At 61.0% G+C, this 21,246-nt stretch carries 21 protein-coding genes and 1 riboswitch; of the genes, 13 read left to right on the forward strand and 8 right to left on the reverse strand.

Annotation, left to right across the window (positions count from 1 at the left end):
* Positions 1-605, reverse strand: a 605-nt coding sequence (locus tag FHT70_RS28400; protein ID WP_183706455.1) for an ABC transporter substrate-binding protein, incomplete at its 3' end; no start/stop codon positions are given.
* 308 nt (positions 606-913) lie between these two features.
* Between FHT70_RS28400 and FHT70_RS28405 the strand changes: the two genes are divergently transcribed.
* The 4 genes from FHT70_RS28405 (at position 914) to queE (ending at position 3,851) form a co-directional block, all read left to right on the forward strand.
* The gene (locus tag FHT70_RS28405; protein WP_183706457.1) at positions 914-1,972 is read left to right on the forward strand and encodes a LacI family transcriptional regulator; all 1,059 of its coding nucleotides are present in this window, start codon (positions 914-916) and stop codon (positions 1,970-1,972) included.
* Positions 1,973-2,059: 87 nt separating this feature from the next.
* Positions 2,060-2,770 (forward strand): 7-cyano-7-deazaguanine synthase QueC, encoded by a 711-nt coding sequence (gene queC, locus FHT70_RS28410; protein WP_183706459.1) that lies wholly within the window; start codon positions 2,060-2,062, stop codon positions 2,768-2,770.
* Positions 2,770-3,126 carry a 6-carboxytetrahydropterin synthase QueD gene (queD, locus tag FHT70_RS28415; protein WP_097601761.1) on the forward strand — a complete coding sequence of 119 codons (357 nt, stop codon included), beginning with the start codon at positions 2,770-2,772 and terminating at the stop codon, positions 3,124-3,126. The genes queC and queD overlap by 1 nt, the downstream gene beginning before the upstream one ends.
* Positions 3,123-3,851 carry a 7-carboxy-7-deazaguanine synthase QueE gene (gene queE / locus FHT70_RS28420; protein ID WP_183706461.1) on the forward strand — a complete coding sequence of 243 codons (729 nt, stop codon included), beginning with the start codon at positions 3,123-3,125 and terminating at the stop codon, positions 3,849-3,851. Before queD ends, queE begins: the two co-directional genes overlap by 4 nt.
* Before the next feature lie 12 nt (positions 3,852-3,863).
* Here queE and FHT70_RS28425 read toward each other — a convergent pair whose 3' ends face one another.
* The 6 genes from FHT70_RS28425 to FHT70_RS28450 all read right to left on the reverse strand — a co-directional run bounded on the left by FHT70_RS28425 (position 3,864) and on the right by FHT70_RS28450 (position 12,073).
* Positions 3,864-5,087: an adenylate/guanylate cyclase domain-containing protein gene (locus FHT70_RS28425; protein ID WP_183706463.1), complete on the reverse strand. Its 1,224-nt coding sequence runs from the start codon at positions 5,085-5,087 to the stop codon at positions 3,864-3,866.
* Positions 5,088-5,187: 100 nt separating this feature from the next.
* Positions 5,188-6,162, reverse strand: coding sequence for a class 1b ribonucleoside-diphosphate reductase subunit beta (gene nrdF / locus FHT70_RS28430; RefSeq protein ID WP_183706464.1), 975 nt, complete (start codon positions 6,160-6,162; stop codon positions 5,188-5,190).
* Positions 6,163-6,357: 195 nt separating this feature from the next.
* On the reverse strand, positions 6,358-8,526 hold the full coding sequence (gene nrdE, locus FHT70_RS28435) for a class 1b ribonucleoside-diphosphate reductase subunit alpha (RefSeq protein ID WP_183706466.1): 2,169 nt from the start codon (positions 8,524-8,526) through the stop codon (positions 6,358-6,360).
* On the reverse strand, positions 8,505-8,906 hold the full coding sequence (gene nrdI / locus FHT70_RS28440; RefSeq protein ID WP_097601757.1) for a class Ib ribonucleoside-diphosphate reductase assembly flavoprotein NrdI: 402 nt from the start codon (positions 8,904-8,906) through the stop codon (positions 8,505-8,507). Before nrdI ends, nrdE begins: the two co-directional genes overlap by 22 nt.
* 13 nt (positions 8,907-8,919) lie before the next feature.
* Positions 8,920-9,141: a glutaredoxin-like protein NrdH gene (nrdH, locus tag FHT70_RS28445; RefSeq protein ID WP_085779585.1), complete on the reverse strand. Its 222-nt coding sequence runs from the start codon at positions 9,139-9,141 to the stop codon at positions 8,920-8,922.
* Between the two features lie 260 nt (positions 9,142-9,401).
* Positions 9,402-9,626: riboswitch (cobalamin riboswitch) on the reverse strand.
* Between the two features lie 209 nt (positions 9,627-9,835).
* Positions 9,836-12,073, reverse strand: coding sequence for a heavy metal translocating P-type ATPase (locus FHT70_RS28450; RefSeq protein ID WP_183706468.1), 2,238 nt, complete (start codon positions 12,071-12,073; stop codon positions 9,836-9,838).
* 70 nt (positions 12,074-12,143) lie between these two features.
* Between FHT70_RS28450 and FHT70_RS28455 the strand changes: the two genes are divergently transcribed.
* Positions 12,144-12,566 (forward strand): helix-turn-helix domain-containing protein, encoded by a 423-nt coding sequence (locus tag FHT70_RS28455; protein WP_183706470.1) that lies wholly within the window; start codon positions 12,144-12,146, stop codon positions 12,564-12,566.
* Positions 12,567-12,637: 71 nt separating this feature from the next.
* A complete protein-coding gene (locus FHT70_RS28460) occupies positions 12,638-13,846 on the forward strand; it encodes a TIGR03862 family flavoprotein (protein WP_183706472.1) in 1,209 nt (402 codons plus the stop codon).
* 30 nt (positions 13,847-13,876) lie between these two features.
* Here FHT70_RS28460 and msrB read toward each other — a convergent pair whose 3' ends face one another.
* The gene (gene msrB, locus FHT70_RS28465; protein WP_097601755.1) at positions 13,877-14,362 is read right to left on the reverse strand and encodes a peptide-methionine (R)-S-oxide reductase MsrB; all 486 of its coding nucleotides are present in this window, start codon (positions 14,360-14,362) and stop codon (positions 13,877-13,879) included.
* Positions 14,363-14,571: 209 nt separating this feature from the next.
* Here msrB and FHT70_RS28470 point away from each other — a divergent pair, with 209 nt between their 5' ends.
* The 7 genes from FHT70_RS28470 to FHT70_RS28500 all read left to right on the forward strand — a co-directional run bounded on the left by FHT70_RS28470 (position 14,572) and on the right by FHT70_RS28500 (position 21,221).
* Complete coding sequence (locus tag FHT70_RS28470; protein ID WP_097601754.1) at positions 14,572-15,531, forward strand: helix-turn-helix domain-containing protein; 960 nt, start codon at positions 14,572-14,574, stop codon at positions 15,529-15,531.
* Between the two features lie 171 nt (positions 15,532-15,702).
* Complete coding sequence (gene adh / locus FHT70_RS28475) at positions 15,703-17,211, forward strand: aldehyde dehydrogenase (RefSeq protein WP_183706474.1); 1,509 nt, start codon at positions 15,703-15,705, stop codon at positions 17,209-17,211.
* A 207-nt stretch (positions 17,212-17,418) separates the two neighbouring features.
* Entirely contained in the window at positions 17,419-17,811 is a 393-nt protein-coding gene (locus tag FHT70_RS28480; RefSeq protein WP_085779591.1) for a DUF779 domain-containing protein, read from the forward strand.
* A 164-nt stretch (positions 17,812-17,975) separates the two neighbouring features.
* Positions 17,976-18,572 carry a DJ-1/PfpI family protein gene (locus FHT70_RS28485; RefSeq protein ID WP_183706476.1) on the forward strand — a complete coding sequence of 199 codons (597 nt, stop codon included), beginning with the start codon at positions 17,976-17,978 and terminating at the stop codon, positions 18,570-18,572.
* A gap of 23 nt (positions 18,573-18,595) precedes the next feature.
* A complete protein-coding gene (locus tag FHT70_RS28490; protein ID WP_183706478.1) occupies positions 18,596-18,946 on the forward strand; it encodes a ribbon-helix-helix domain-containing protein in 351 nt (116 codons plus the stop codon).
* A gap of 162 nt (positions 18,947-19,108) precedes the next feature.
* Positions 19,109-19,816 carry an SDR family NAD(P)-dependent oxidoreductase gene (locus FHT70_RS28495; RefSeq protein WP_183706480.1) on the forward strand — a complete coding sequence of 236 codons (708 nt, stop codon included), beginning with the start codon at positions 19,109-19,111 and terminating at the stop codon, positions 19,814-19,816.
* A gap of 274 nt (positions 19,817-20,090) precedes the next feature.
* Positions 20,091-21,221 carry a calcium:proton antiporter gene (locus FHT70_RS28500; protein ID WP_097601750.1) on the forward strand — a complete coding sequence of 377 codons (1,131 nt, stop codon included), beginning with the start codon at positions 20,091-20,093 and terminating at the stop codon, positions 21,219-21,221.
* The last annotated feature ends 25 nt before the right edge of the window (positions 21,222-21,246 follow it).

Consider the following 21,246-nt stretch of genomic DNA (forward strand, 5'->3'; position numbering starts at 1 on the left):
GACAGCACGATGGAATCGAACATCGTCGCTTCCTGCCAGTTCTGGCCGCCGAGCGCCAACGGGATGACGCCCGCAGCCTTGGCCTTGTCGAGCAGGGCGATCAGATCGTCGAAGGTCTTCGGCTGGCTGCCGCCGATCTTGTCCATCACGGCCTTGTTGATCCACAGCCAGTTGACCGAGTGCACGTTAACCGGGGCGGCGACCCACTTGCCGTCGTAGACGGAGAACTTCTGAAGTGCGGCCGGCACCGACTTGTCCCAGCCTTCCTTCTTGGCCGTCTCCGTCAGATCGCCCATGACGCCGGCCTGGGCATAATCGAGCACGGTATAACCCAGCATCTGCGAGGCTGTCGGATAGGTGCCGGCCGCCACCATCGCCTTCAGCGCCGTCATCGCCGCATCACCGCCGCCGCCGGCTACCGGAACGTCCTTCCAGGCAAACCCCTCCTTCGCAAGATCCTCCTTAAGAACGTTCAACGCGGCCGCCTCGCCGCCAGACGTCCACCAGTGCAGCATCTGCACTTCCTTGACGTCGGCAGCCTGCGCCGCACCCAAACCAGCCAGCATCACGACAGCGACAGCTGCCGAGCTCATGAACTTGCGCATGAATTTCCTCCCGTTTGAAATCGGCGGCAGGACCCTCCCCGCCACCAGATGCGTCCCGCCATTGCGGCGGTCGGCATGAAGCCGCGCTCCTCCGCGCGGTTAACAATTTAAAACGTTATAAGCCTTTGGTCGTCAAGCCCTTTCTCGACTCCCGAGAAAAATATGATTACTGCAATAACATATTGAATTACATTCAAATAATCCGATTGGATAATAAAGCGTCAAAATTTAAAACGTTTTCATTCCCAGATTGCCCGCCTGACTCATCGTGTTATTGTATCGGCAATTCCAGCATGGAAAGCCCTAGAGTGACCGAACCGTCCCGGCCGCATCGCGGCGAAAATCTCGATATCACGCACAAGCGCAGCAAGCCGACCTTGCGAACGATCGCCACGATCGCCGGCCTTGCGGTGACAACCGTGTCAAGGGCGCTCTCTGATGCGCCGCAGATCTCTCTTGAAACCCGCCAGCGCGTGCACCGCATTGCCCGCGAGATCGGCTATCTCCCGGATCGGGCCGCCCAGCGTCTGAAGACTGGCCGCACCAACGTCGTCGCCATCCTGCTTGATTCCCACGAGGAGGTGGTCGGCTTCAGCACCTCGATCATGTACGGCATTGCCAAGGCGCTGAAAGAGACGTCCTACCATCTTGTCGTCGCTCCGAACTTCCTGTCGACAACCAATGTCGAAGCCGCCGAATACATCATCCGCAACCACCTGGCCGACGGGCTGATCTTCACCCGGACCGAGCCGCTCGATGCCCGCGTCCGCCTGTTGCTCGAAACCGGCTTTCCCTTCATCTGTCACGGCCGCACGGAATTTTCGACGCAGCATCCCTATGTCGACTACGACAACTTCACCTTTGCCTATGAAGCGACATGCCGGCTGATCGCCAAGGGCCGCACCAAGGTGGCGGTGATCCTGCCGCCGAAACGGCTGACCTTCTGCCAACATATCCTGCACGGCTTCATGACGGCGGTACGGCAGGCCGGCGTCGCCTATGAAATCCCCGAGACCGTCGATCTCGACACGCCGGCGGATGTGCTGCGCGACTTCATCCGCGGCCGCGCCGCCGCGCCGGGGGCTCCCGATGGTTTCATCTGCCCCGGCGAAGTTTCGGCGCTTGCCGTCATCAGCGGCATGAGCGATGCCGGGCAGACACTTGCGGCCGACTACGATATCGTCGCCAAGGAGACATCGCGCCTTCTCACTCAGTTGCAGCCGAAGGTCGATACGATCCATGAGGATCTGACGGCGGCGGGAGAGGATCTCGGCCGCATGCTGCTGCATCGCATCAATAATCCCGACGCGGAGAATTTGCAGCTTCTTCTGCCGCCGCAGATCAACTTTCCGATCGGTCAACGCTAAAACTGTTTTCATGAAGCGTGATTTGGCGTAGAAGCGCGCGTGTAATCCGGTCGCAGCCCACCCGGTCAAAACAAGGGAATCCAAAATATGAAAACCATCGTCGTCTGCTCCGGCGGACTCGACTCCGTTTCGCTTGCCCACAGGATGGCGGCGGAAGAGCAGCTTATCGGTCTCGTCTCCTTCGACTATGGCCAGCGGCATCGCAAGGAACTCGACTTTGCCGCCCGATGCGCCGCACGCCTTGCCGTCCCCCATCATATTGTCGACATCGCCGCCATCGGCGGCCATCTCAGCGGATCGGCCCTGACCGACAATGTCGAGGTTCCGGACGGCCACTACGCCGAGGAAACAATGAAGGCCACCGTGGTACCCAACCGCAATGCTATCATGCTGGCCATCGCCTTCGGCCTGGCCGCCGCGCAGAAAGCGGATGCGGTCGCCGTCGCCGTGCATGGCGGCGATCACTTCATCTATCCCGACTGCCGGCCGAGCTTTATCGATGCTTTCCAGCGCATGCAGAACGAAGCGCTGGACGGTTATGCCAGCGTCAAGCTGCTCGCACCCTATGTCGAGATTTCCAAGACTGACATCGTGGCCGATGGCGCAAAACACGGCACGCCTTTCGCGGAAACCTGGTCCTGTTACAAGGGCGGCAGTCTCCATTGCGGGCGCTGTGGAACCTGCGTCGAACGCCGCGAAGCCTTCCACCTTGCCGGTGTCGCCGATCCGACGGAATACGAGGATCGCGACTTCTGGAAAGCGGCGGTGTCGCAATTTGCCGCGACGGAGGTGCGTTGATGTACCGCATCACCAAGGAATTTCATCTCTCCGCCTCGCATCAGTTGGATCATCTGCCGGCCAATCATCAATGTGCCCGGCTCCACGGTCACAACTATATCGTCGTCATCGAACTTTCTGCCGAAACCCTGAATGACGACGGCTTCGTTCGCGACTATCACGACCTCTCACCGCTCAAAAGCTATATCGACGAGACTCTCGATCATCGACATCTGAACGACGTGTTCGGTCATTCGAAAGTCACCTCCGAGTTCCTGGCCAAGCACTTCTACGACTGGTGCAAGCAGCGCTTCCCCGAGACTTCGTCCGTCCGCGTCAGCGAAACGCCGAAGACCTGGGCGGAGTATAGACCATGAGCGCGGAGACCATCCGCGTCAGCGAGATCTTCGGTCCGACCATACAGGGCGAAGGCGCATTGATCGGCCTGCCGACGGTGTTCGTCAGGACGGGCGGTTGCGACTATCGCTGCTCCTGGTGCGATAGCCTTCATGCAGTTGATAGCGCGTTCAGGGATCAATGGATGCCGATGTCTGTCGAGGCGATCTGGCAGGAGGTCACCAGGCTTTCCGGAAGCAGACCGCTGACGGTTTCCCTTTCGGGGGGCAATCCGGCGATCCAGCCGCTGGGGCCGCTGATCGAACTCGGCCATGCCAAGGGATACCGCTTCGCGCTGGAAACTCAGGGAAGTGTCGCCCGGAACTGGTTTCGCGATCTCGATACGCTGGTCTTGAGTCCCAAGCCGCCGTCGAGCGGAATGCAGACAGACTGGGAGCAGGTCGACAATTGTCTTCGGCTGTCCGCCGGCGGACCGGAGATCGCTATGAAAATCGTCGTCTTCGACGATGCCGATTATGCGTTCGCCCGAGAGGCGGGCGAGCGCTATCCCTATATTCCCTTGTACCTTCAGCCGGGCAACCATACACCACCGCCCCCCGATGACGACGACGCGCGCATCGATATCGACGGCGTGATGGATCGCATGCATTGGCTTGTCGAGAAGGTGACAGTCGACCAATGGTTTGCGCCGCGCGTCCTGCCGCAGCTGCACGTGTTGCTTTGGGGAAACAAGCGCGGCGTCTGACACTGCCTGAGCCTACCGCTCCGGAAAAGCAAAGACATCGACAGGCTCTCCGAGCCCGCGCAACGGGAAGGTGCCGAGACTGTCCATGTCTTTGGCGCAGCCCGCCATTTCGACGAAGGCCCGCGACAAGAGCACCGGCCGCTTGACCTCCTTGGTCAGGCTTTCCAGCCTCGAGGCGACATTGACCGCCGGGCCGATGACGGTGAAATCCAGCCGCCGGCGCGAGCCGATATTGCCGTACATGACATCGCCGACATGCACACCGACGCCGTAGCGCAGCGGTTCCCGTCCCGTGCGCAGGTGCTCCTCGTTCAGCTCGGCCATCGACGCCTGCCCTTCGCGGATCGCCTGCAGCAGATCGAGGCAGGCCGTCTCCTTGGCTAGCGGGAAGATCGCCAGCAGCCCGTCTCCCATGAACTTCAGGATTTCCCCGCCATGTCGTTCGATCGGATCCGACATGGCGTCGAAATAATCGTTCAGCAGGTGGATGACGTCATCACGCGGCCAGAGATCGGAGATCGCCGTGAAATCGCGCAGATCGCAGATCATGATGGCCGCGCCGACGGTCGCGCCGCTGCCGCGGGTCGTGACACCTGACAGGATATGCTCGCTCGCGTGCGGTCCCACATAGGTCTGCAGCAGCGTGCGTGCCATGATGTTCTTCAGCCTGATCTCGCTGACCAGGGTCAGCGCCGGCAGGAGATCGCGCAGGAAATCGGTATGCTCGCCCGTAAAACCACCCGGCCGAGATGTGGAAAATGTCACGACGTGACGTTTTCCGAAAGTATGCTCGATCGGCCAGGCGATGTATTCCGTGAGGCCGTCGTCGCGCAATTCCTGAAAGAGACTATCTTCGTCGTCTTCGGCTGCACCTTCCAACTGTTTGCGAAACTCCTCCGCACCCTGATGGATCGCGTTAACCGGGCTCTTCAAGAATTCCGGCGTGGTTTCGACACCATAGGCGAATGTGTCGATTTTCGCTTCCGCCATGCCCTCTTTCCAAAGGATGCGGGCGCCGATCCATTGCGGATGGTTAGTCCTGAAATGCAGCGTCGCGCGCGCCACCGGCACCCCCGCTGCCAAAAGCTTCTCGCACATTGCCACCAGGATGTTGTCGATGAAGCGCTCGCCGCGCGTCTCGTTCACCAGCCAGTCGAGGATCCGCCTCCGGCGGATCGGCCAGACGCCGTCATCCGTTTCAACGGCAGCCCCGGCCTTGTTCAAAAAAGAGGACATCGAAACCCCACTACGCCGCATCACCGACGAACACCGAATTCATTTTCCGTGAATGTGGTCGATGGCGAAGCAAATGATAAGGGGAGACTGCAATTAAGTCTCAGAAATCCCAGTCCTCGTCTTCGGTGGCCACGGCCTTGCCGATGACATAGGAGGACCCCGAGCCGGAGAAGAAGTCGTGGTTCTCGTCGGCATTCGGCGACAGCGCCGACAAGATCGCCGGATTGACCTTGCAGGCTTCGGCCGGAAACAGTGCTTCGTAGCCGAGGTTCATCAGCGCCTTGTTGGCATTGTAGTGGAGGAACTTCTTGACGTCCTCGCTCAGTCCGACTCCGTCATAGAGCGCTTCGGTATATCTCGCCTCGTTATCGTAGAGGTCGAGCAGCAGGTCGAAGGCGAAATCTTTGATCTCCTGACGGCGCTCTTCGGAAAGCCGTTCCAGCCCGCGCTGAAATTTGTAACCAATATAATAGCCGTGCACCGCCTCGTCCCGGATGATGAGCCGGATCATATCGGCCGTGTTGGTGAGTTTGGCGCGGCTCGACCAGTACATCGGCAGATAGAAGCCGGAATAGAACAGAAAACTTTCCAGGAAGACGCTGGCGACCTTCTTCTTCAAGGGGTCGCCGGAGGCATATTGCTCCATGACTAGCGCTGATTTGCGCTGGAGAAATTCATTCTCCTCGGACCAGCGATAGGCATCATCGACATCAGGCGTCGAGCACAGCGTAGAGAAGATCGAGGAATAGGAACGGGCATGCACCGCTTCCATGAAGGAGATGTTGGAAAGCACTGCCTCCTCATGCGGCGTCGCCGCATCCTCCATCAACCTGATGGAGCCGACTCCGTTCTGTATCGTGTCGAGCAGCGTCAATCCGGTGAAGACCCGAATGGTCAGCTGCTGCTCGGCCGCCGTCAGCGTCGCCCAGGAAGGGATGTCGTTCGACAGCGGCACCTTTTCCGGCAGCCAGAAATTGCCGGTGAGGCGATTCCAGACCTCGAGATCCTTGTCGTCCTCGATGCGATTCCAGTTGATGGCGCGCACGCGCGAGGCTGGCTTGAGTTGTATGTTCATAAGGTGGTCCTCTTGAGGAATGTATCCGGATTTGCCCCTCATCCGCCTGCCGGCACCTTCTCCCCGCTTGCGGGGCGAAGGGGGTATGCCGCACCCTTATCCGTCTTTATTGCCGGCTCGTGTGGCGAGTCCCCTCTCCCCGTCAGAACGGGGAGAGGGTTAGGGTGAGGGGCAGTGCTCACAAGCGAAATCAAATCACAACGTACACGACACACACCCCTGCACTTCCGTACCCGAAAGGGCCATCTGGCGAAGGCGGATGTAGTAGATCGTCTTGATGCCCTTCTTCCAGGCGTAAATCTGCGCCCTATTGATGTCGCGCGTCGTCGCCGTATCACGGAAGAACAGGGTCAGCGACAGGCCTTGGTCGACATGCTGGGTTGCTGCCGCATAGGTGTCGATGATCTTCTCCGGCCCGATCTCGTAGGCGTCCTGATAGTAGTCGAGATTGTCATTGGTCATGAACGGCGCCGGATAATAGACGCGGCCGATCTTTCCTTCCTTGCGGATCTCGATCTTCGAGACGATCGGATGGATCGAGGAAGTCGAGTGGTTGATATAGGAGATCGAGCCCGTCGGCGGCACCGCCTGCAGGTTCTGGTTATAGAGGCCTGAGGCCATCACCGCCTTTTTCAGCGCCACCCAGTCTTGCTGTGTCGGAATATGGATGCCCGATTTGTCGAACAACGCCTGCACCTTTTCGGTGGCCGGCTTCCATTCCTGCTCGGTATATTTGTCGAAATAGTCACCTGAAGCGTATTTCGAATTCTCGAACCCCTTGAAGCTCACACCACGCTCGACCGCCAGACGATTGGAGGCACGCAGCGCGTGATAGGTCACCGCATAGAAATAGATGTTGGTGAAATCGACGCCTTCCTCAGAGCCATAGAAGATGCGTTCGCGGGCGAGGTATCCGTGCAGGTTCATCTGCCCGAGGCCGATCGCATGGCTCTCGTCATTGCCTTTCTCGATCGAAGGAACCGAGGAGATATTGCTCATATCGGACACCGCTGTCAGCGCCCGGATCGAGGTCTCGATCGTCTTGCCGAAGTCGGTCGAATCCATCGCCGCAGCAATGTTCAGCGAGCCGAGATTGCAGGAAATATCCCTGCCGAGATGCTTGTAGGAAAGGTCGTCATGATAGTCGCTCGCCTCGCTCACCTGCAGTATCTCCGAGCAGAGGTTGCTCATGGAGATGCGCCCGGCAATCGGGTTCGAGCGGTTCACCGTGTCCTCGAACATGATGTAAGGGTAGCCGCTTTCGAACTGGATTTCGGCGATGACCTGGAAGAATTCGCGCGCCTTGATCTTCTTCTTCGAGATGCGGGCGTCCGCCACCATTTCCCGGTACTTCTCCGTCACCGAAATCTCGGTGAAAGGCACGCCGTAGACCCGTTCCACGTCGTAGGGCGAGAACAGGTACATGTCCTCATTGTTCTTGGCGAGTTCGAAGGTGATGTCGGGCACGACAACGCCGAGCGACAGCGTCTTGATGCGGATTTTCTCATCGGCGTTTTCACGTTTGGTGTCGAGAAAGCGCATGATATCGGGATGATGGGCGTTCAGATAAACCGCACCCGCCCCCTGCCGCGCACCGAGCTGATTGGCATAGGAGAAGCTGTCTTCCAGGAGCTTCATGACGGGGATGATGCCGGAGGACTGGTTTTCGATCTGCTTGATCGGCGCGCCCGCCTCGCGGATATTGGTCAGCGACAGGGCCACGCCGCCGCCGCGTTTCGACAACTGCAGCGCCGAATTGATCGACCGGCCGATCGATTCCATGTTGTCCTCGACGCGCAGCAGGAAACAGGAAACGAGTTCGCCGCGCTGCTTCTTGCCGGCATTGAGGAAGGTGGGCGTTGCCGGCTGGAAGCGGCCGGAAATGATCTCGTCGACTATGTCGCGAGCAAGGGCCTCATCGCCGCGCGCCAAAGCCAGCGCCACCATGCAGATGCGGTCTTCGTAGCGCTCGAGATAGCGCTTTCCGTCGAAGGTCTTCAGCGTATAGCTGGTGTAATATTTGAAAGCCCCGAGGAAGGTAGGAAACCGGAATTTCTTGGCATAGGCCTGATCGAACAGGTCGCGGACGAAATTGAAGGAATACTGGTCGAGAACCTCCTGCTCGTAATAGCCCTCCGCGACGAGGTAATCGAGCTTTTCCCGAAGATTGTGAAAGAACACGGTGTTCTGGTTCACATGCTGCAGGAAATATTGCTTGGCCGCCACGCGATCCTTGTCGAGCTGGATCTTTCCCTCGTCGTCGTAGAGGTTCAGCATCGCGTTCAGTGCATGATAGTCGAGTGTTTCGGCCGCTTTCAGCGGTTTTGCGCCCGCGTCCCGCGTCAGATTTGTTCCCGTGTCCAAAATCGTCCCATCCCGTCTTTGACGTTGGCGATATCATCGGCAGTTCCCAGGAGCTCGAACCTGTAGAGGTACGGCACCTGGCACTTCTTCGAGATGACATCGCCGGCGAGCCCATAGGTCTCGCCGAAATTGCTGTTGCCCGCAGCAATCACGCCGCGGATGTTGGAGCGGTTTTCCGCCTCGTTGAGGAAGCGGATCACCTGCTTGGGCACGGCCCCTTTACCACCGTTTCCGCAATAGGTAGGCGAGATCAGCACATAGGGTTCGCGAATGTGGATGGCCTCAGCGCCGAGGGGGATGCGCGCCGCGCGCAATCCCAGCTTCTCGACGAAACGATGGGTGTTCCCGGATCGGCTGGAATAATAGACGATCAGCCCCACCGCTTTTCTCCGGTCAGGAGAGTGCGCTGATCATGTCGGGGCGGAAGCCCGCCCAATGCTGCTCGCCGGCAACGACGACCGGAACCTGCATGTAGCCCATGCCACGCACGCGATCGAGCGCTTCGGCATCCTCGGAAATATCGACGATCTCATAATCCACGCCCAGGCGATCGAGGGCGCGGTAAGTGGCCGTGCATTGGACACAGGCCGGCTTGCTGTAAACGGTAACGCTCATCATGTTCCTCGTGAAGTCAATGAATTCAGGACGCAGGACTGGGATCGGGCGCCATGCGGCGTCCGGGGAAATGCTTGATAGTGATCTGGCAAGGTTGGCGCTTTAAACGCCTGACTTGGTCCCTCGCAGGATGTGCGCGGGCGCCGGCCTTGATGCTCTCGACATGACTTCAAACCCCGAAGTGCTCATGCGGTCGTTCGGGGCAGCGCAACAGCGCGGATCATTCCGCTGCATGCACGCGACCTTCCGGACACCCCGCCCGTGGACGTTTCATTCAAGGCAGGTCTCCTGGCTCACGGGTCGAAGCACCTGCCCAGCCTTCCCGAGGCATCATGCCCCAGTGACCCGAAATCGGACAGTTGCTCTCCGCTCACAGTTGCGGGGGCAGCTCCGGCCTTGTCCCACCCTCATGGCGAGACGCACCGTATTCCCGTCTTAGCCCGCGATCCTCACGAATCGAAGGAACCTTGAACACTAGATATAGTACGCGAATCGAAATTCACGTCAACGGATGGTTTGTGCGTTGCGTTACGGTAGGTTTGAAATCACTGCGTTCCTGTGAAAAACATGGATAATGAAGGCTTAAACAAAACGAACTGTGGAGAAGGCCTGAACGACGAGAGCCGGCCTGTAGCCGGCTCTGCGGTTTTCGATTCCGGATCGGCCCTAATCGGCGCTCCGAAGAGGAAAGGATTTATTCCTCTACGCGGAGCAGCCTGAGCGCGTTGATCGTAACCAGCACGGTGGCTCCGGTATCGGCGAGAATCGCCGGCCAGAGCCCGGTGATTCCGATGATCGTGGTCACCAGGAAGACAGCCTTCAGCCCGAGTGCAATGGTGATATTCTCGAGGATATTGCGCATCGTCCGCTGCGAAAGCGCGATCATTCGCGCCACGTCGCCAACGCGCCCGTGCAGCACGGCGGCATCGGCCGTCTCCAGCGCCACATCGGTGCCGCCGCCCATGGCGATGCCGATATCGGCGGCGGCGAGCGCCGGCGCGTCGTTGATGCCGTCGCCGACCTTGGCGACTATGAAGCCCTTGCGCTTCAATTCGCCGACGACCCGCTGCTTGTCCTCGGGCATCATCTCGCCCCGCCAGTCGATGCCGAGCATGTCTGCGACGGCTGCCGCCGTCCGCTTGTTGTCGCCGGTCAGCATCATCGCCTTGACACCGGCCAATTTGAGCGCCGAGAGCCCGGCCGCGGCGTCCTCGCGCGGCTCGTCGCGCATGGCGATCAGGCCGGACGCAGCGCCATTGACGAGCAGCACCGACACGCTCTTGCCCTCATCATTGAGCCCTGCAATACGCGCCTCCTGTTTCGCGTCAAGTGCCCCCCGCTCGCGGGCGGCGGGCGGCGACAAGAGATCAACTGCCTCGCCGCCGATTTTGCCGGTGACACCCTTGCCCGGCAGCGCTTCCAGCTCGAAGGCGGGTGGCACGGGCACGCCGTCCGCCTTGGCGCGGTGAAGAATCGCCTGTGCCAGCGGATGGCTGGAGCCCTGCTCGAGCACCGCCGCGCGCGACAGGAGCTGCGCCTCACCCAATCCAAAGGAAAGGATGTCGGTCACCCGAGGCTTGCCTTCCGTCAGCGTGCCCGTCTTGTCGAAGGCGACCATCGTCACCTTGCCGAGCGTCTCCAGGACCGCACCGCCCTTCATCAGCAGCCCGCGCCTCGCGCCCGCCGACAGCGAAGCCGCGATCGCCGCCGGCGTCGAGATGACGAGGGCGCAAGGGCAGCCGATCAGCAGGATGGCAAGACCCTTGTAGATCCACTCACTCCACGCGCCGCCGAAGAACGGCGGCGGAACGACCGCGACCAGCGCGGCAACGACGACCACACCCGGCGTGTAGTAGCGCGAAAACCGCTTGATGAAGCGCTCCGTCGGCGCCTTCGATTCCTGCGCTTCTTCCACCAGCTTGACGACGCGGGCGATAGTATTGTCGGCAGCAGCCGCCGTGACGCGAACCCTCAGCACCGCATCGCCATTGACCGTACCGGCATAGACCACGGCGTCGACGCCCTTGCGCACCGGCGTGCTCTCGCCCGTCACCGGAGCCTCGTCGATCGCGCTCTCGCCTGATGCGATGACGCCGTCGGCAGAGATGCGATCGCCGGGGCGAACCATGATAACCGTGCCGACGGCAAGGCTTTCAGCCGGCACCTCTCGCATCTGCCCATTGTCTTCGAGCAGCGCGGTCTTCGGCACCAGGGCCGTCAGCGACTGTATGCTTTCACGCGCCTTGCCCGCCGCCACGCCTTCGAGCAACTCGCCGACGAGAAACAGGAATACGACCGTTGCCGCTTCCTCGCCGGCATTGATGATAACAGCGCCGACGGCGGCGATCGTCATCAGCATCTCGATCGAGAACGGCGTGCCGGAGAATGCCGCCATGACAGCGCGCCGCGCGATCGGAGCCAGACCGACCAGCATGGCGACGATGAAGGCGTAGGACGCGACCGCCGGCACCAGATGGCCGACGGCATAGGCGGCAACGAGCGCCGCACCCGAAAAAATGGTCAGCCGGCCCTTCCTGCTCCGCCACCAGGGACCGGTCATCGGTGCATCGTCGTGCCCATGCGAGCCTTCGATTTCCTTCTCGTCATGGGCATGGTCGTGATCATGCCTGGCATGGTCGTGATCTCCATGGCCATGAGCGGCATGATCGTGATGATAGTGCCGGCGGTCTTCACGCGCAGGCGTCGCATTTCCGGCAAAGGGCGAAACGGAATAACCAAGCCCCGTCACCTTCTTCTCGACCGCCTTGAGATCGCTGCTGCCGTCATGCCGGATGGTCATGGTGCCTGTCACCACCGAGACTGAGACATCGGCAACGCCTGCTATGCGCCTGACTGCGGTATCGATCTTGCTCGCGCAGGCGGCGCAATCCATGCCACCGACCCTGTATCGTGTCTCGCTCGTCTCAGCCATATCCGCTTCCTTGTCAAACAGAAGCATCCCTCCTACATCCTCTAGCGACTAGAGGTGCAAGAGAAAAATCATGAAAAAGATCACGATTGGCGAGGCGGCCCGCCGGAGCGGCGTCAAAGTGCCGACGGTGCGCTATTACGAGAGCATCGGCCTTCTTGCGGCCCCGAGCCGCAGCGAAGGCAACCAGCGATCCTTCGAACCTGCCGACATCAGCCGCCTTGCTTTCATCCGCCACGCGCGCGAGCTCGGTTTCGAGATCGAGGCAATCCGCACGCTGCTCACGCTGCAGGATGAGCCGAACCAGTCCTGCGCCTCGGCCGACGCCATCGCCAAGGCTCGCCTCGTTGAGGTTGAGCAGCGCATCCGCAGCCTGATGGCTTTGAAAGCCGAGCTGGAAATGATGGTGGAGGGCTGCGGCCACGGCCGCGTCGACCAATGTCGCGTCATCGAGATTCTCGCCGACCATGGTCAATGCACGCATTCTCACCATTGACGAACCTGCACCCTTGCAGGTGAGCAGCGGCCGCGCCAAAACTGCGCCGGAAGGAATCGGGCGAAGACATCATGAGCCAGAAACGGATTGCAATCATCGGTGGCGGCCCCACGGGTCTTGCGGCTGCCGAGCTGCTTTCGCTCTCCGGCCATGCTGTGGCGATCTACGACGCCATGCCGACCTTCGCCCGCAAGTTCCTGCTGGCCGGCAAGTCGGGCCTCAACATCACCCATTCCGAGGATTATGCCCGTTTCGTTACGCGCTTCGGAACGGCTTCAGCCCGTCTGCGTCCCGCTCTCGACGCCTTTACTCCCGGTGATATCAGGGATTGGGCCGCAGGGCTCGGCACCGAGACCTTCGTCGGCTCCTCCGGCCGGGTTTTCCCCAAGGTGATGAAGGCTTCTCCTTTGCTGCGTGCCTGGCTCAAGCGGCTTGAAGAGCGGGGTGTTGCGTTGCGCACCCGCCATCGCTGGACCGGCCTTGTCGAAGACGGTTACGTTTTCGAAACGCCGGAAGGGCGTAGCATTGTCCATTGCGACGCCGCCCTGCTGGCGCTTGGCGGCGCAAGTTGGCCGCGTCTTGGCTCGGATGCCGCCTGGCTGCCCTGGTTGGCCCAGAGGGGCGTCGAGATCGCTGCTTTCCGGCCCGCCAATTGTGGCTTCGTCGTCGACTGGAGCGCCGGCTTCAGCGCGCGTTTCGCCGGCGAGCCCGTCAAGTCGGTCACCGCCACATCCGAAGCCGGCACCTTTCCCGGCGAGTTCGTCATCACCGGCAGCGGCATCGAAGGCAGCTTGGTCTACGCCCATGCGGCCAGCCTCCGCGACCGGCTGCTGCACCACGGCAGCGCTGCCCTGACGCTCGACCTCGCCCCGGGCCGGACGATCGAAAGGCTGGCGCGCGATTTGACGCGGCAGGACACCAGGTCGAGCTTTTCAAACCGCCTGCGCAAGGGTGCCGGGCTTGAAGGCGTCAAGGCGGCATTGCTGCGCGAACTCGCGCCGGACCGCGACCGAGCCGATCCCGAACGTCTCGCCGGCGTGATCAAGGCTCTGCCGGTACCGGTTCTCGATACAAAGCCGATTGCCGAGGCGATCTCCTCTGCAGGTGGCATCCGCTGGACCAGCATCGACGAAGACTTCATGCTGAAGGCGCTGCCCGGCACCTTCGTCGCCGGTGAGATGCTCGACTGGGAGGCGCCGACCGGCGGCTATCTCCTCACCGCCTGTCTGGCGACCGGCCGTGCAGCCGGGCGCGGCATCGAGGCTTGGTTGCGGCGCTAGAACAGAATCGGGACAACAGCTGTTCCCCGATCAGGCCGAGGCCGGATGAAACGTCAAGGCAAGACCGTTCATGCAGTAGCGAAGCCCGGTTGGTTTCGGGCCGTCATCAAAGACATGACCGAGATGGCCGCCGCAACGGCTGCAATGCACAGCGGTCCGCGTCATGCCTAAGCTGGTGTCGCGCTCCGTGCCGACGGCGTCTTTAAGAGGCGCCCAGAAGCTCGGCCAGCCGGTGCCGCTGTCGAATTTGGTCGCCGAGGAAAACAGGTTCTGGTCGCAGCCGGCGCAGGCGAACTTGCCGTTCCGCTCCTCGTGCAGCAAGACGCTGGTGAAGGGAGACTCCGTCCCCGCCTGGCGCAGGACGGCATACTGATCCGGCGTCAGCAGCTTGCGCCATTCCGCCTCGCTGTGCGTCACCGCGAAGGTCTCGCCGGCGATCGCCTCACCGATCAGGCCCAAGCGAACTGCCATCGCTCCGAAAGCGGCGCCCATCAGCAACAATCGTCTGTTCAACATGGTCGGTTCTCCTCGCCGGCAAACTTCGTTTCTGCACAGAACTACGGACAGGAGCAGTCTTTTGTTACAACGAAGACGGCACGAACACCGAAATGTGAATTCAGTCCTTTCGTCGGGAAGAGTCGGGGATTGAGGACAGCCAAGTGCGGGCTGATTGCAAACCCGCGGCTTTTCCACCAGACTGCGCTGAATTTCGGTGGGAGGAGCCGATGCACGAACACTCTGCACATGCCGAGCACGTCTACACGTCGGCCCAACGCGACTCCGCCGCCGCCAGTTCTCCGGTGGTCGCCTCCTGGCGGCGGTGCATGACGATGCACCAGCTCGCACCCGAGGACGAACGGGCGCCGCTGCGCCTGACCGACGAGGAGTTCCGGCGCGCCCGCGAGCAGTCCGGGCAGCTGATTGCCAGCGCGACGGAAGAGCTCGATCGTCTCTTCAGCACCGTCGGCAAGGCCGGCTGTTGCTTGCTTCTGACGGACAGGAACGGCATTGCGCTGGAGCGCCGCGGGGCTGCCGGCGACGACAAGGAATTTCATGAACTCGGCCTCTGGACCGGCTCAATCTGGACCGAGGCGAGCATCGGCACCAACGGCATCGGCACGGCGCTCGCCGATGAACGCGCCGTCGCCATTTTCCGCGATCAGCATTTCTTCTGCGCAAATACCAGCCTCAGCTGCACGACGGCGCCGATCCGCGATCACCGTGGCCGGTTGGCCGCGGCGCTTGATATCTCTACCTGCCGCAACGACGTAAACGAGATGACCTTGGCGATCCTGACGCAGACCGTGCGCGATGCGGCCATGCGCATTGAACTCAATCTCTTTCGTTCGGCCTTTGCAGGCGCCCGTTTCCTGATGGTCCCGAGCCCCGCCAATTCCGCCGCCGCTCTGCTCGCTGTCGACCGGCACGACCTCGTGCTCGGCGCAACCCGCGCCGCCCGCATCGCGCTGCAACTGGACGACAGGCGGATCGCCACCGGCATCCCTGCCGCCGATGCCCTGCATGAGGCTGGGGTCTCGCAGCAGGAGGAGATCATCGAAGCCGAGAAGGCAGCCTTGCTGCGCGCGCTGTCGCGCACTAGCGGTAACGTTTCGCAGGCAGCCGCAGCACTCGGGATCAGTCGCGCCACTCTGCACCGAAAGATGAAGAAGTTCGACCTTCACTGAGCACGCCCACGAAGGTTCCATCGACATGCGGTAATCACGACACGATCCTGTCGCATCCCTGCGACAGTGTGCACTGCGATATGGATGACATGCTCTGTTCCGGCCGCTGAAACATGCGCATTTTCCTGACACTGGTTCGCTTGGGAACCTGGACCATCAAGGGAGGATGACATGCTTCATCAGAAAATCGTAGAATCGCCATTCAAGCTGAAATACGGCAACTATATCGGCGGCGAATGGCGCGAGCCGGTCGAAGGCAGATACTTTGAAAACGTGACGCCGGTCACAGGCGGCAAACTCTGCGACATCCCGCGCTCCGATGAAAAAGACATCAATCTCGCGCTCGACGCAGCCCATGCGGCCAAGGAAAAATGGGGCCGCACGTCCGCCGCCGAGCGCTCCAATATCCTCATGAAGATCGCCCAGCGCATGGAAGACAAGCTGGAACTGCTTGCCCAGGCAGAGACCTGGGACAATGGCAAGCCGATCCGCGAAACCATGGCGGCCGACATTCCGCTGGCGATCGACCACTTCCGCTACTTCGCCTCTTGCATCCGCGCCCAGGAAGGTTCGATCGGCGAGATCGACCATGATACCGTCGCCTATCACTTCCACGAGCCGCTCGGCGTCGTCGGCCAGATCATTCCGTGGAACTTCCCGATCCTCATGGCGACGTGGAAGCTGGCGCCGGCACTTGCCGCCGGCAACTGCGTCGTGCTGAAGCCGGCCGAACAGACCCCCGCTTCGATCCTGCTCTGGGCCGAACTCGTCGGCGACCTCCTGCCGCCCGGCGTGCTCAACATCGTCAACGGCTTCGGTATCGAGGCCGGCAAGCCGCTCGCGACCAGTCCCCGCATCGCCAAGATCGCCTTTACCGGCGAAACGACGACCGGCCGGCTCATCATGCAATATGCCAGCCAGAACCTCATTCCGGTCACTCTGGAACTCGGCGGCAAATCCCCGAACATCTTCTTCGCCGATGTGATGGCCGACGACGACGATTTCCTCGACAAGGCGCTCGAGGGCTTTGCGATGTTCGCCCTCAACCAGGGCGAAGTCTGCACCTGCCCGAGCCGCGCCCTCGTCCAGGAATCGATCTACGACCGCTTCATGGAAAAGGCCGTCAAACGCGTCGAGGCGATCAAACAGGGCAACCCGCTCGATCCGCAAACGATGATCGGCGCCCAGGCATCGACGGAGCAGCTTGAGAAGATACTCGCCTATCTCGACATCGGTAAGCAGGAAGGCGCCCAGGTTTTGGCCGGCGGCTCGCGCAACGATCTCGGCGGCGAATTGGCGAACGGCTATTACGTCAAGCCGACGATCTTCAAGGGCCACAACAAGATGCGGGTGTTCCAAGAGGAGATCTTCGGACCTGTGGTCTCGGTCGCGACCTTCAAGGATGAGAAGGAGGCGCTCGAAATCGCCAACGACACGCTCTACGGTCTCGGCGCCGGCGTCTGGAGCCGCGACGCCAATCGCTGCTACCGTTTCGGCCGCGAGATCCAGGCGGGCCGCGTCTGGACCAACTGCTACCATGCCTACCCCGCCCACGCCGCCTTCGGCGGCTACAAGCAATCCGGCATCGGTCGCGAAACTCACAAAATGATGCTCGAGCATTACCAGCAGACCAAGAACATGCTGGTCAGCTACAGCCCGAAGGCGCTCGGTTTCTTCTGAGATGTTTTCATATGGGAGAGGTTCAAAACCCCTCCCCACAAGGGGGAGCGGCTTATGATGCCGCTCCACCAGCTTTCCCTACCGAAGTCTCAGCAAGGCGATACATCGCTTTTAGAACGAGGCAGTTCAACAAGTTAAGTCCCTCCCCCTTGTGGGGAGGGGTCGGGGAGGGTTTCTTTCTTCCCCCAAACTTTAGGAGGAAGAACCATGGAAACGACCGTCGACGGCGAACCACGTGTTCTCGCAACCGATGCGGCCCTTGATCTGATTGCAGAAATCAAGCGGGACCATCCCGATATCCTCTTTCACCAGTCCGGCGGCTGCTGCGACGGCTCTTCACCGATGTGTTATCCTGCCAATGAATTCATGGTCGGCGACAGCGACGTCAAGCTCGGCGAGATCGGCGGCGTGCCGGTCTATATCAGCGCCAGCCAGTTCGAAGCATGGAAACACACGCAGCTCATCATCGACGTCGTGCCGGGCCGCGGCGGCATGTTCTCGCTCGACAACGGCCGCGAGAAACGCTTTCTCACCCGTTCCCGTCTCTTCGGCGGCGGCGAGGCCTGTGCCGTCCCGGATGCGACGGTCAGGACGGTGTGAAATCTGCCGCCCGACAGATACAACGGTTTACACACGGGAGAGGGTCTGAGAGCTCGCGATGCTCACCCAGATTCCGGCCGAGAATTTCGCCTGTAGTATTCCCATAGTACCTGCTGCTCGGCGGTCTTTGTTAATCTTCGCCTGTTGGTTCCAAGGAGGATGCGATGCCAGCTTCTAAGATCCTGATGATCACGGGTGACTTCACCGAAGATTATGAAACGATGGTGCCGTTTCAGACGCTGCTCGCCTGCGGCTATACGGTCGATGCCGTCTGCCCCGGCAAGAAGGCGGGTGAGACCGTCGCCACCGCCATTCACGATTTCGAGGGCGATCAGACCTACTCGGAAAAACGAGGCCATAATTTCGCCCTGAACGCCACTTTCGACAGCGTGCGAGCGGAGGATTACGATGCCCTGGTCATCCCCGGCGGCCGCGCGCCGGAGTATCTTCGCCTCAATGCCGACGTCATCAAATCGGTCCGGCACTTCTTCGAAGCCGGAAAGCCTGTGGCCGCCATCTGCCACGGCGCGCAGTTGCTTGCCGCCGCCGGCGTGTTGAAGGGCCGCACCTGCTCGGCCTATCCCGCCTGCCGGCCGGAAGTCGAACTTGCCGGCGGCATTTACGCCGATATTTCAATTGCCGATGCGGTCTCGGACGGCAATCTGGTCACGGCGCCGGCATGGCCGGCGCATCCCTCCTGGCTGAGGCAGTTCATGACTGTACTCGATGCCTCGTCAATACCTGAAACCAACGCCGCCTGACGAGGCGGGGCCGGGAGGACGATATGTGTGAACTCTTCATCAAAGCGGATGCGCGATTATGGGAAAGTGCCACCCGGTCGCTGCGCATCGACGGCATGGTCACCAGCGTCAGACTGGAGAACTTCTTTTGGTCGAAGCTCGAGGAAATTTCCCGGCGCGACGGCATGAACGTCGTGCAGCTGATTACCCGGTTGCACCATGAATCAATCGATGCCGGCCATGATCTCGGTAACTTCACATCCTTCCTGCGCGTCTGCTGCGCTCGCTACCTCGACCTGCAGCTCACCGGTGACATCCCGGCAGATGTCACCCGCCCGATCTCCGAGTTGGATGCGCCGGACATTCTCGGCCGCGAACGGGAAAAATATCACTGAATCCCAACGCGACGGAGCTGGATGATGACGGGCGAAGCTCACTGCTCCGCCAACGTTCTCAAGATACCTGACTGGCGCGGTTGCGCAGGGGTTGCGTTGCGGCGCAGCCTGGACCAACAATGCGCGGCGTCCAGCAACGGCACCGTCAGGAGATCACTTGCCATGAACGACCAGAAATCCGTGATCGTCACGGGAGCCGGCGGCAACCTCGGCAGCGCCGTTGTCCGGGAGCTTGCCGGCGCCGGCGTGAAACTCGTCTGCATGAACCGTTCGAGCCAGGAGCTGGAAACCTTGGCCGGCGAGCTTCCCGCGTCCAGCGAGTTTCTATCGATTGCCGGAACGGATCTCACCGATTACGCCTCCTGCGCTGCCGCCGTCGCCCGAGCCGTCAAGCGCTTCGGCGGCGTAGGCGCACTGGTCAACACCGTCGGCGGGTTTCAGATGGGGCCGGTCGGGCCGGAAGCCCCGGCGCAATGGGATACGATGATGACGGCAAACGCCCGCACCGCGCTGACGATCAGCGCGGCGGTTCTCCCGACGATGAAGGCTGCAGCCTACGGCCGCATCGTACACGTCGCTGCGATGCCCGGCCTGAAGGCCGGTCCTAACCAGGCCGCCTATGCAGCCTCGAAAGCGGCCGTCATCCGGCTGACAGAAGCGCTTGCTGCCGAGTGCCGCGACGACCGCATCACCGCCAACTGCATTCTGCCTGGCACGATCGATACCCCCGAGAATCGTGCTGCCATGCCCAATGCAAAAACGGACGCCTGGGTATCGCCGCAGTCGATCGCCCGGCTCATCGCCTTCCTGATATCGCCCGCCGCAGCCGTCGTTACCGGCGCAGCGATCCCGGCGACCGGCCGCGAATAACAAAGTCTTCCTTGGCTTGCAGTGCCCGCGCCTGGGGGCAGATGCCGTCTGGCGTGAGATATGGTCCTTTTGTATTCTGGGTGGCGACAAGGGCCGGGATTAGGGGGCGAGCTTGTTTCAATGAAAAGGCGAGATGGCTTCTGCATGAAGGTAGGCGGTCCGGTTTTCGGACCCTTTGTTCGATTCCTGTCATGTGGCGGGTAGGATAGCGGGCGGGACACGATGGTGTTGATGATCGCATTGCGGCGGAATCTGCGGAATTGCGGTGCTCTCGATGACTGACAGGCCTGCAGTGCGCGCCGCGGGCAGGATCGGCCTGAGAGAGGAGTGGTTCCTCGGCGTCAGCGTCACAACCAGCCTGATATTCCTCGCATTTCCGGAGCAACTTTTCCGGCGGCTTGCCGATCCGTTTTGGTTCACCGTCGTTTTCGCATGGCTGTTTGCCGTCGTGCTCGGCTCAGCTTTGTCTGTCGTGCGGCATGCGGATCACCTGGCCGAGCGGCTGAAAGAGCCCTACGGCACGCTCATTCTGACGCTAGCCATAACCTCGATCGAAGTCATGGCGATCTCCGCCGTCATGATTCACGGCGAGAACAATCCCACGCTTGCGCGCGACACTCTCTTTGCGGTCGTCATGATCATCCTCAATGGCATGGTCGGCCTGTCATTGCTGCTGGGGGCGTGGCGGCGGCCGGAACAACAGCATAATCTCCAGGGCGCCAACGCCTATCTCGGCGTCATCGTGCCGCTGGCGACGCTCAGCCTCGTCATGCCCACATTTCTCGCCGGTCCGGACGGCCAGCATCCATCGGCGCCACGACAATTGATACTGGGCATCATCTCGGTCGGCCTTTACGCAACATTCCTGTTTCTCCAGGCTGGCCGCCATCAGGATTATTTCACCACCGATGGCCATCGCCATGAGCATCCCGGCGAACAGGCCCTTTCGCACCGGCCGGTCTGGCCGCATGCCGCTCTGCTCTTCGCCTATATGGGTCCGGTGGTCTTTCTGGTCGAACAGCTTGCGCGGCCGATCGATTACATCATCGAAACCCTGCATGCCCCGACCGCGTTCGGCGGCGTTGTCATGGCCATCCTCGTTGCAACGCCGGAGGCGATCAGTGCCGTGCGCGCCTCCATCGCCGATAATCTTCAGCGCTCCGTCAATATTTTTCTGGGTTCGGTCTTATCGACGATCGGACTGACCGTGCCGGCGATGCTCGCCGTCAGCCGTCTTTACGGACACCCGGTCACCCTTGGGCTGGAACACGGTGATCTGGTGATGCTCCTGCTCACCCTTGCCGTCAGCATCATTACCTTTGCCAGCGGTCGCACTCATCTCATGCAGGGCGCCGTCCATCTGGTGCTGTTCCTGGCTTACGTGCTGCTCATCTTCCAGCAGTGATCTCCGCTCTGGAATGAGGAAGTAA

Source organism: Rhizobium sp. BK049 (assembly GCF_014193135.1).
Lineage (GTDB): Bacteria > Pseudomonadota > Alphaproteobacteria > Rhizobiales > Rhizobiaceae > Rhizobium.

What these genes read in the sequence shown, in the direction of transcription:
- queC (WP_183706459.1), top strand. Translation starts at nt 2,060, where the DNA reads ATGAAAACCATCGTCGTCTGCTCCGGCGGACTCGACTCCGTTTCGCTT.
- queD (WP_097601761.1), top strand. Translation starts at nt 2,770, where the DNA reads ATGTACCGCATCACCAAGGAATTTCATCTCTCCGCCTCGCATCAGTTG.
- queE (WP_183706461.1), top strand. Translation starts at nt 3,123, where the DNA reads ATGAGCGCGGAGACCATCCGCGTCAGCGAGATCTTCGGTCCGACCATA.
- FHT70_RS28425 (WP_183706463.1), bottom strand. Translation starts at nt 5,087, where the DNA reads ATGTCCTCTTTTTTGAACAAGGCCGGGGCTGCCGTTGAAACGGATGAC.
- nrdF (WP_183706464.1), bottom strand. Translation starts at nt 6,162, where the DNA reads ATGAACATACAACTCAAGCCAGCCTCGCGCGTGCGCGCCATCAACTGG.
- nrdH (WP_085779585.1), bottom strand. Translation starts at nt 9,141, where the DNA reads ATGAGCGTTACCGTTTACAGCAAGCCGGCCTGTGTCCAATGCACGGCC.
- FHT70_RS28450 (WP_183706468.1), bottom strand. Translation starts at nt 12,073, where the DNA reads ATGGCTGAGACGAGCGAGACACGATACAGGGTCGGTGGCATGGATTGC.
- FHT70_RS28455 (WP_183706470.1), top strand. Translation starts at nt 12,144, where the DNA reads ATGAAAAAGATCACGATTGGCGAGGCGGCCCGCCGGAGCGGCGTCAAA.
- FHT70_RS28460 (WP_183706472.1), top strand. Translation starts at nt 12,638, where the DNA reads ATGAGCCAGAAACGGATTGCAATCATCGGTGGCGGCCCCACGGGTCTT.
- msrB (WP_097601755.1), bottom strand. Translation starts at nt 14,362, where the DNA reads ATGTTGAACAGACGATTGTTGCTGATGGGCGCCGCTTTCGGAGCGATG.
- FHT70_RS28470 (WP_097601754.1), top strand. Translation starts at nt 14,572, where the DNA reads ATGCACGAACACTCTGCACATGCCGAGCACGTCTACACGTCGGCCCAA.
- adh (WP_183706474.1), top strand. Translation starts at nt 15,703, where the DNA reads ATGCTTCATCAGAAAATCGTAGAATCGCCATTCAAGCTGAAATACGGC.
- FHT70_RS28480 (WP_085779591.1), top strand. Translation starts at nt 17,419, where the DNA reads ATGGAAACGACCGTCGACGGCGAACCACGTGTTCTCGCAACCGATGCG.
- FHT70_RS28485 (WP_183706476.1), top strand. Translation starts at nt 17,976, where the DNA reads ATGCCAGCTTCTAAGATCCTGATGATCACGGGTGACTTCACCGAAGAT.
- FHT70_RS28490 (WP_183706478.1), top strand. Translation starts at nt 18,596, where the DNA reads ATGTGTGAACTCTTCATCAAAGCGGATGCGCGATTATGGGAAAGTGCC.
- FHT70_RS28495 (WP_183706480.1), top strand. Translation starts at nt 19,109, where the DNA reads ATGAACGACCAGAAATCCGTGATCGTCACGGGAGCCGGCGGCAACCTC.
- FHT70_RS28500 (WP_097601750.1), top strand. Translation starts at nt 20,091, where the DNA reads ATGACTGACAGGCCTGCAGTGCGCGCCGCGGGCAGGATCGGCCTGAGA.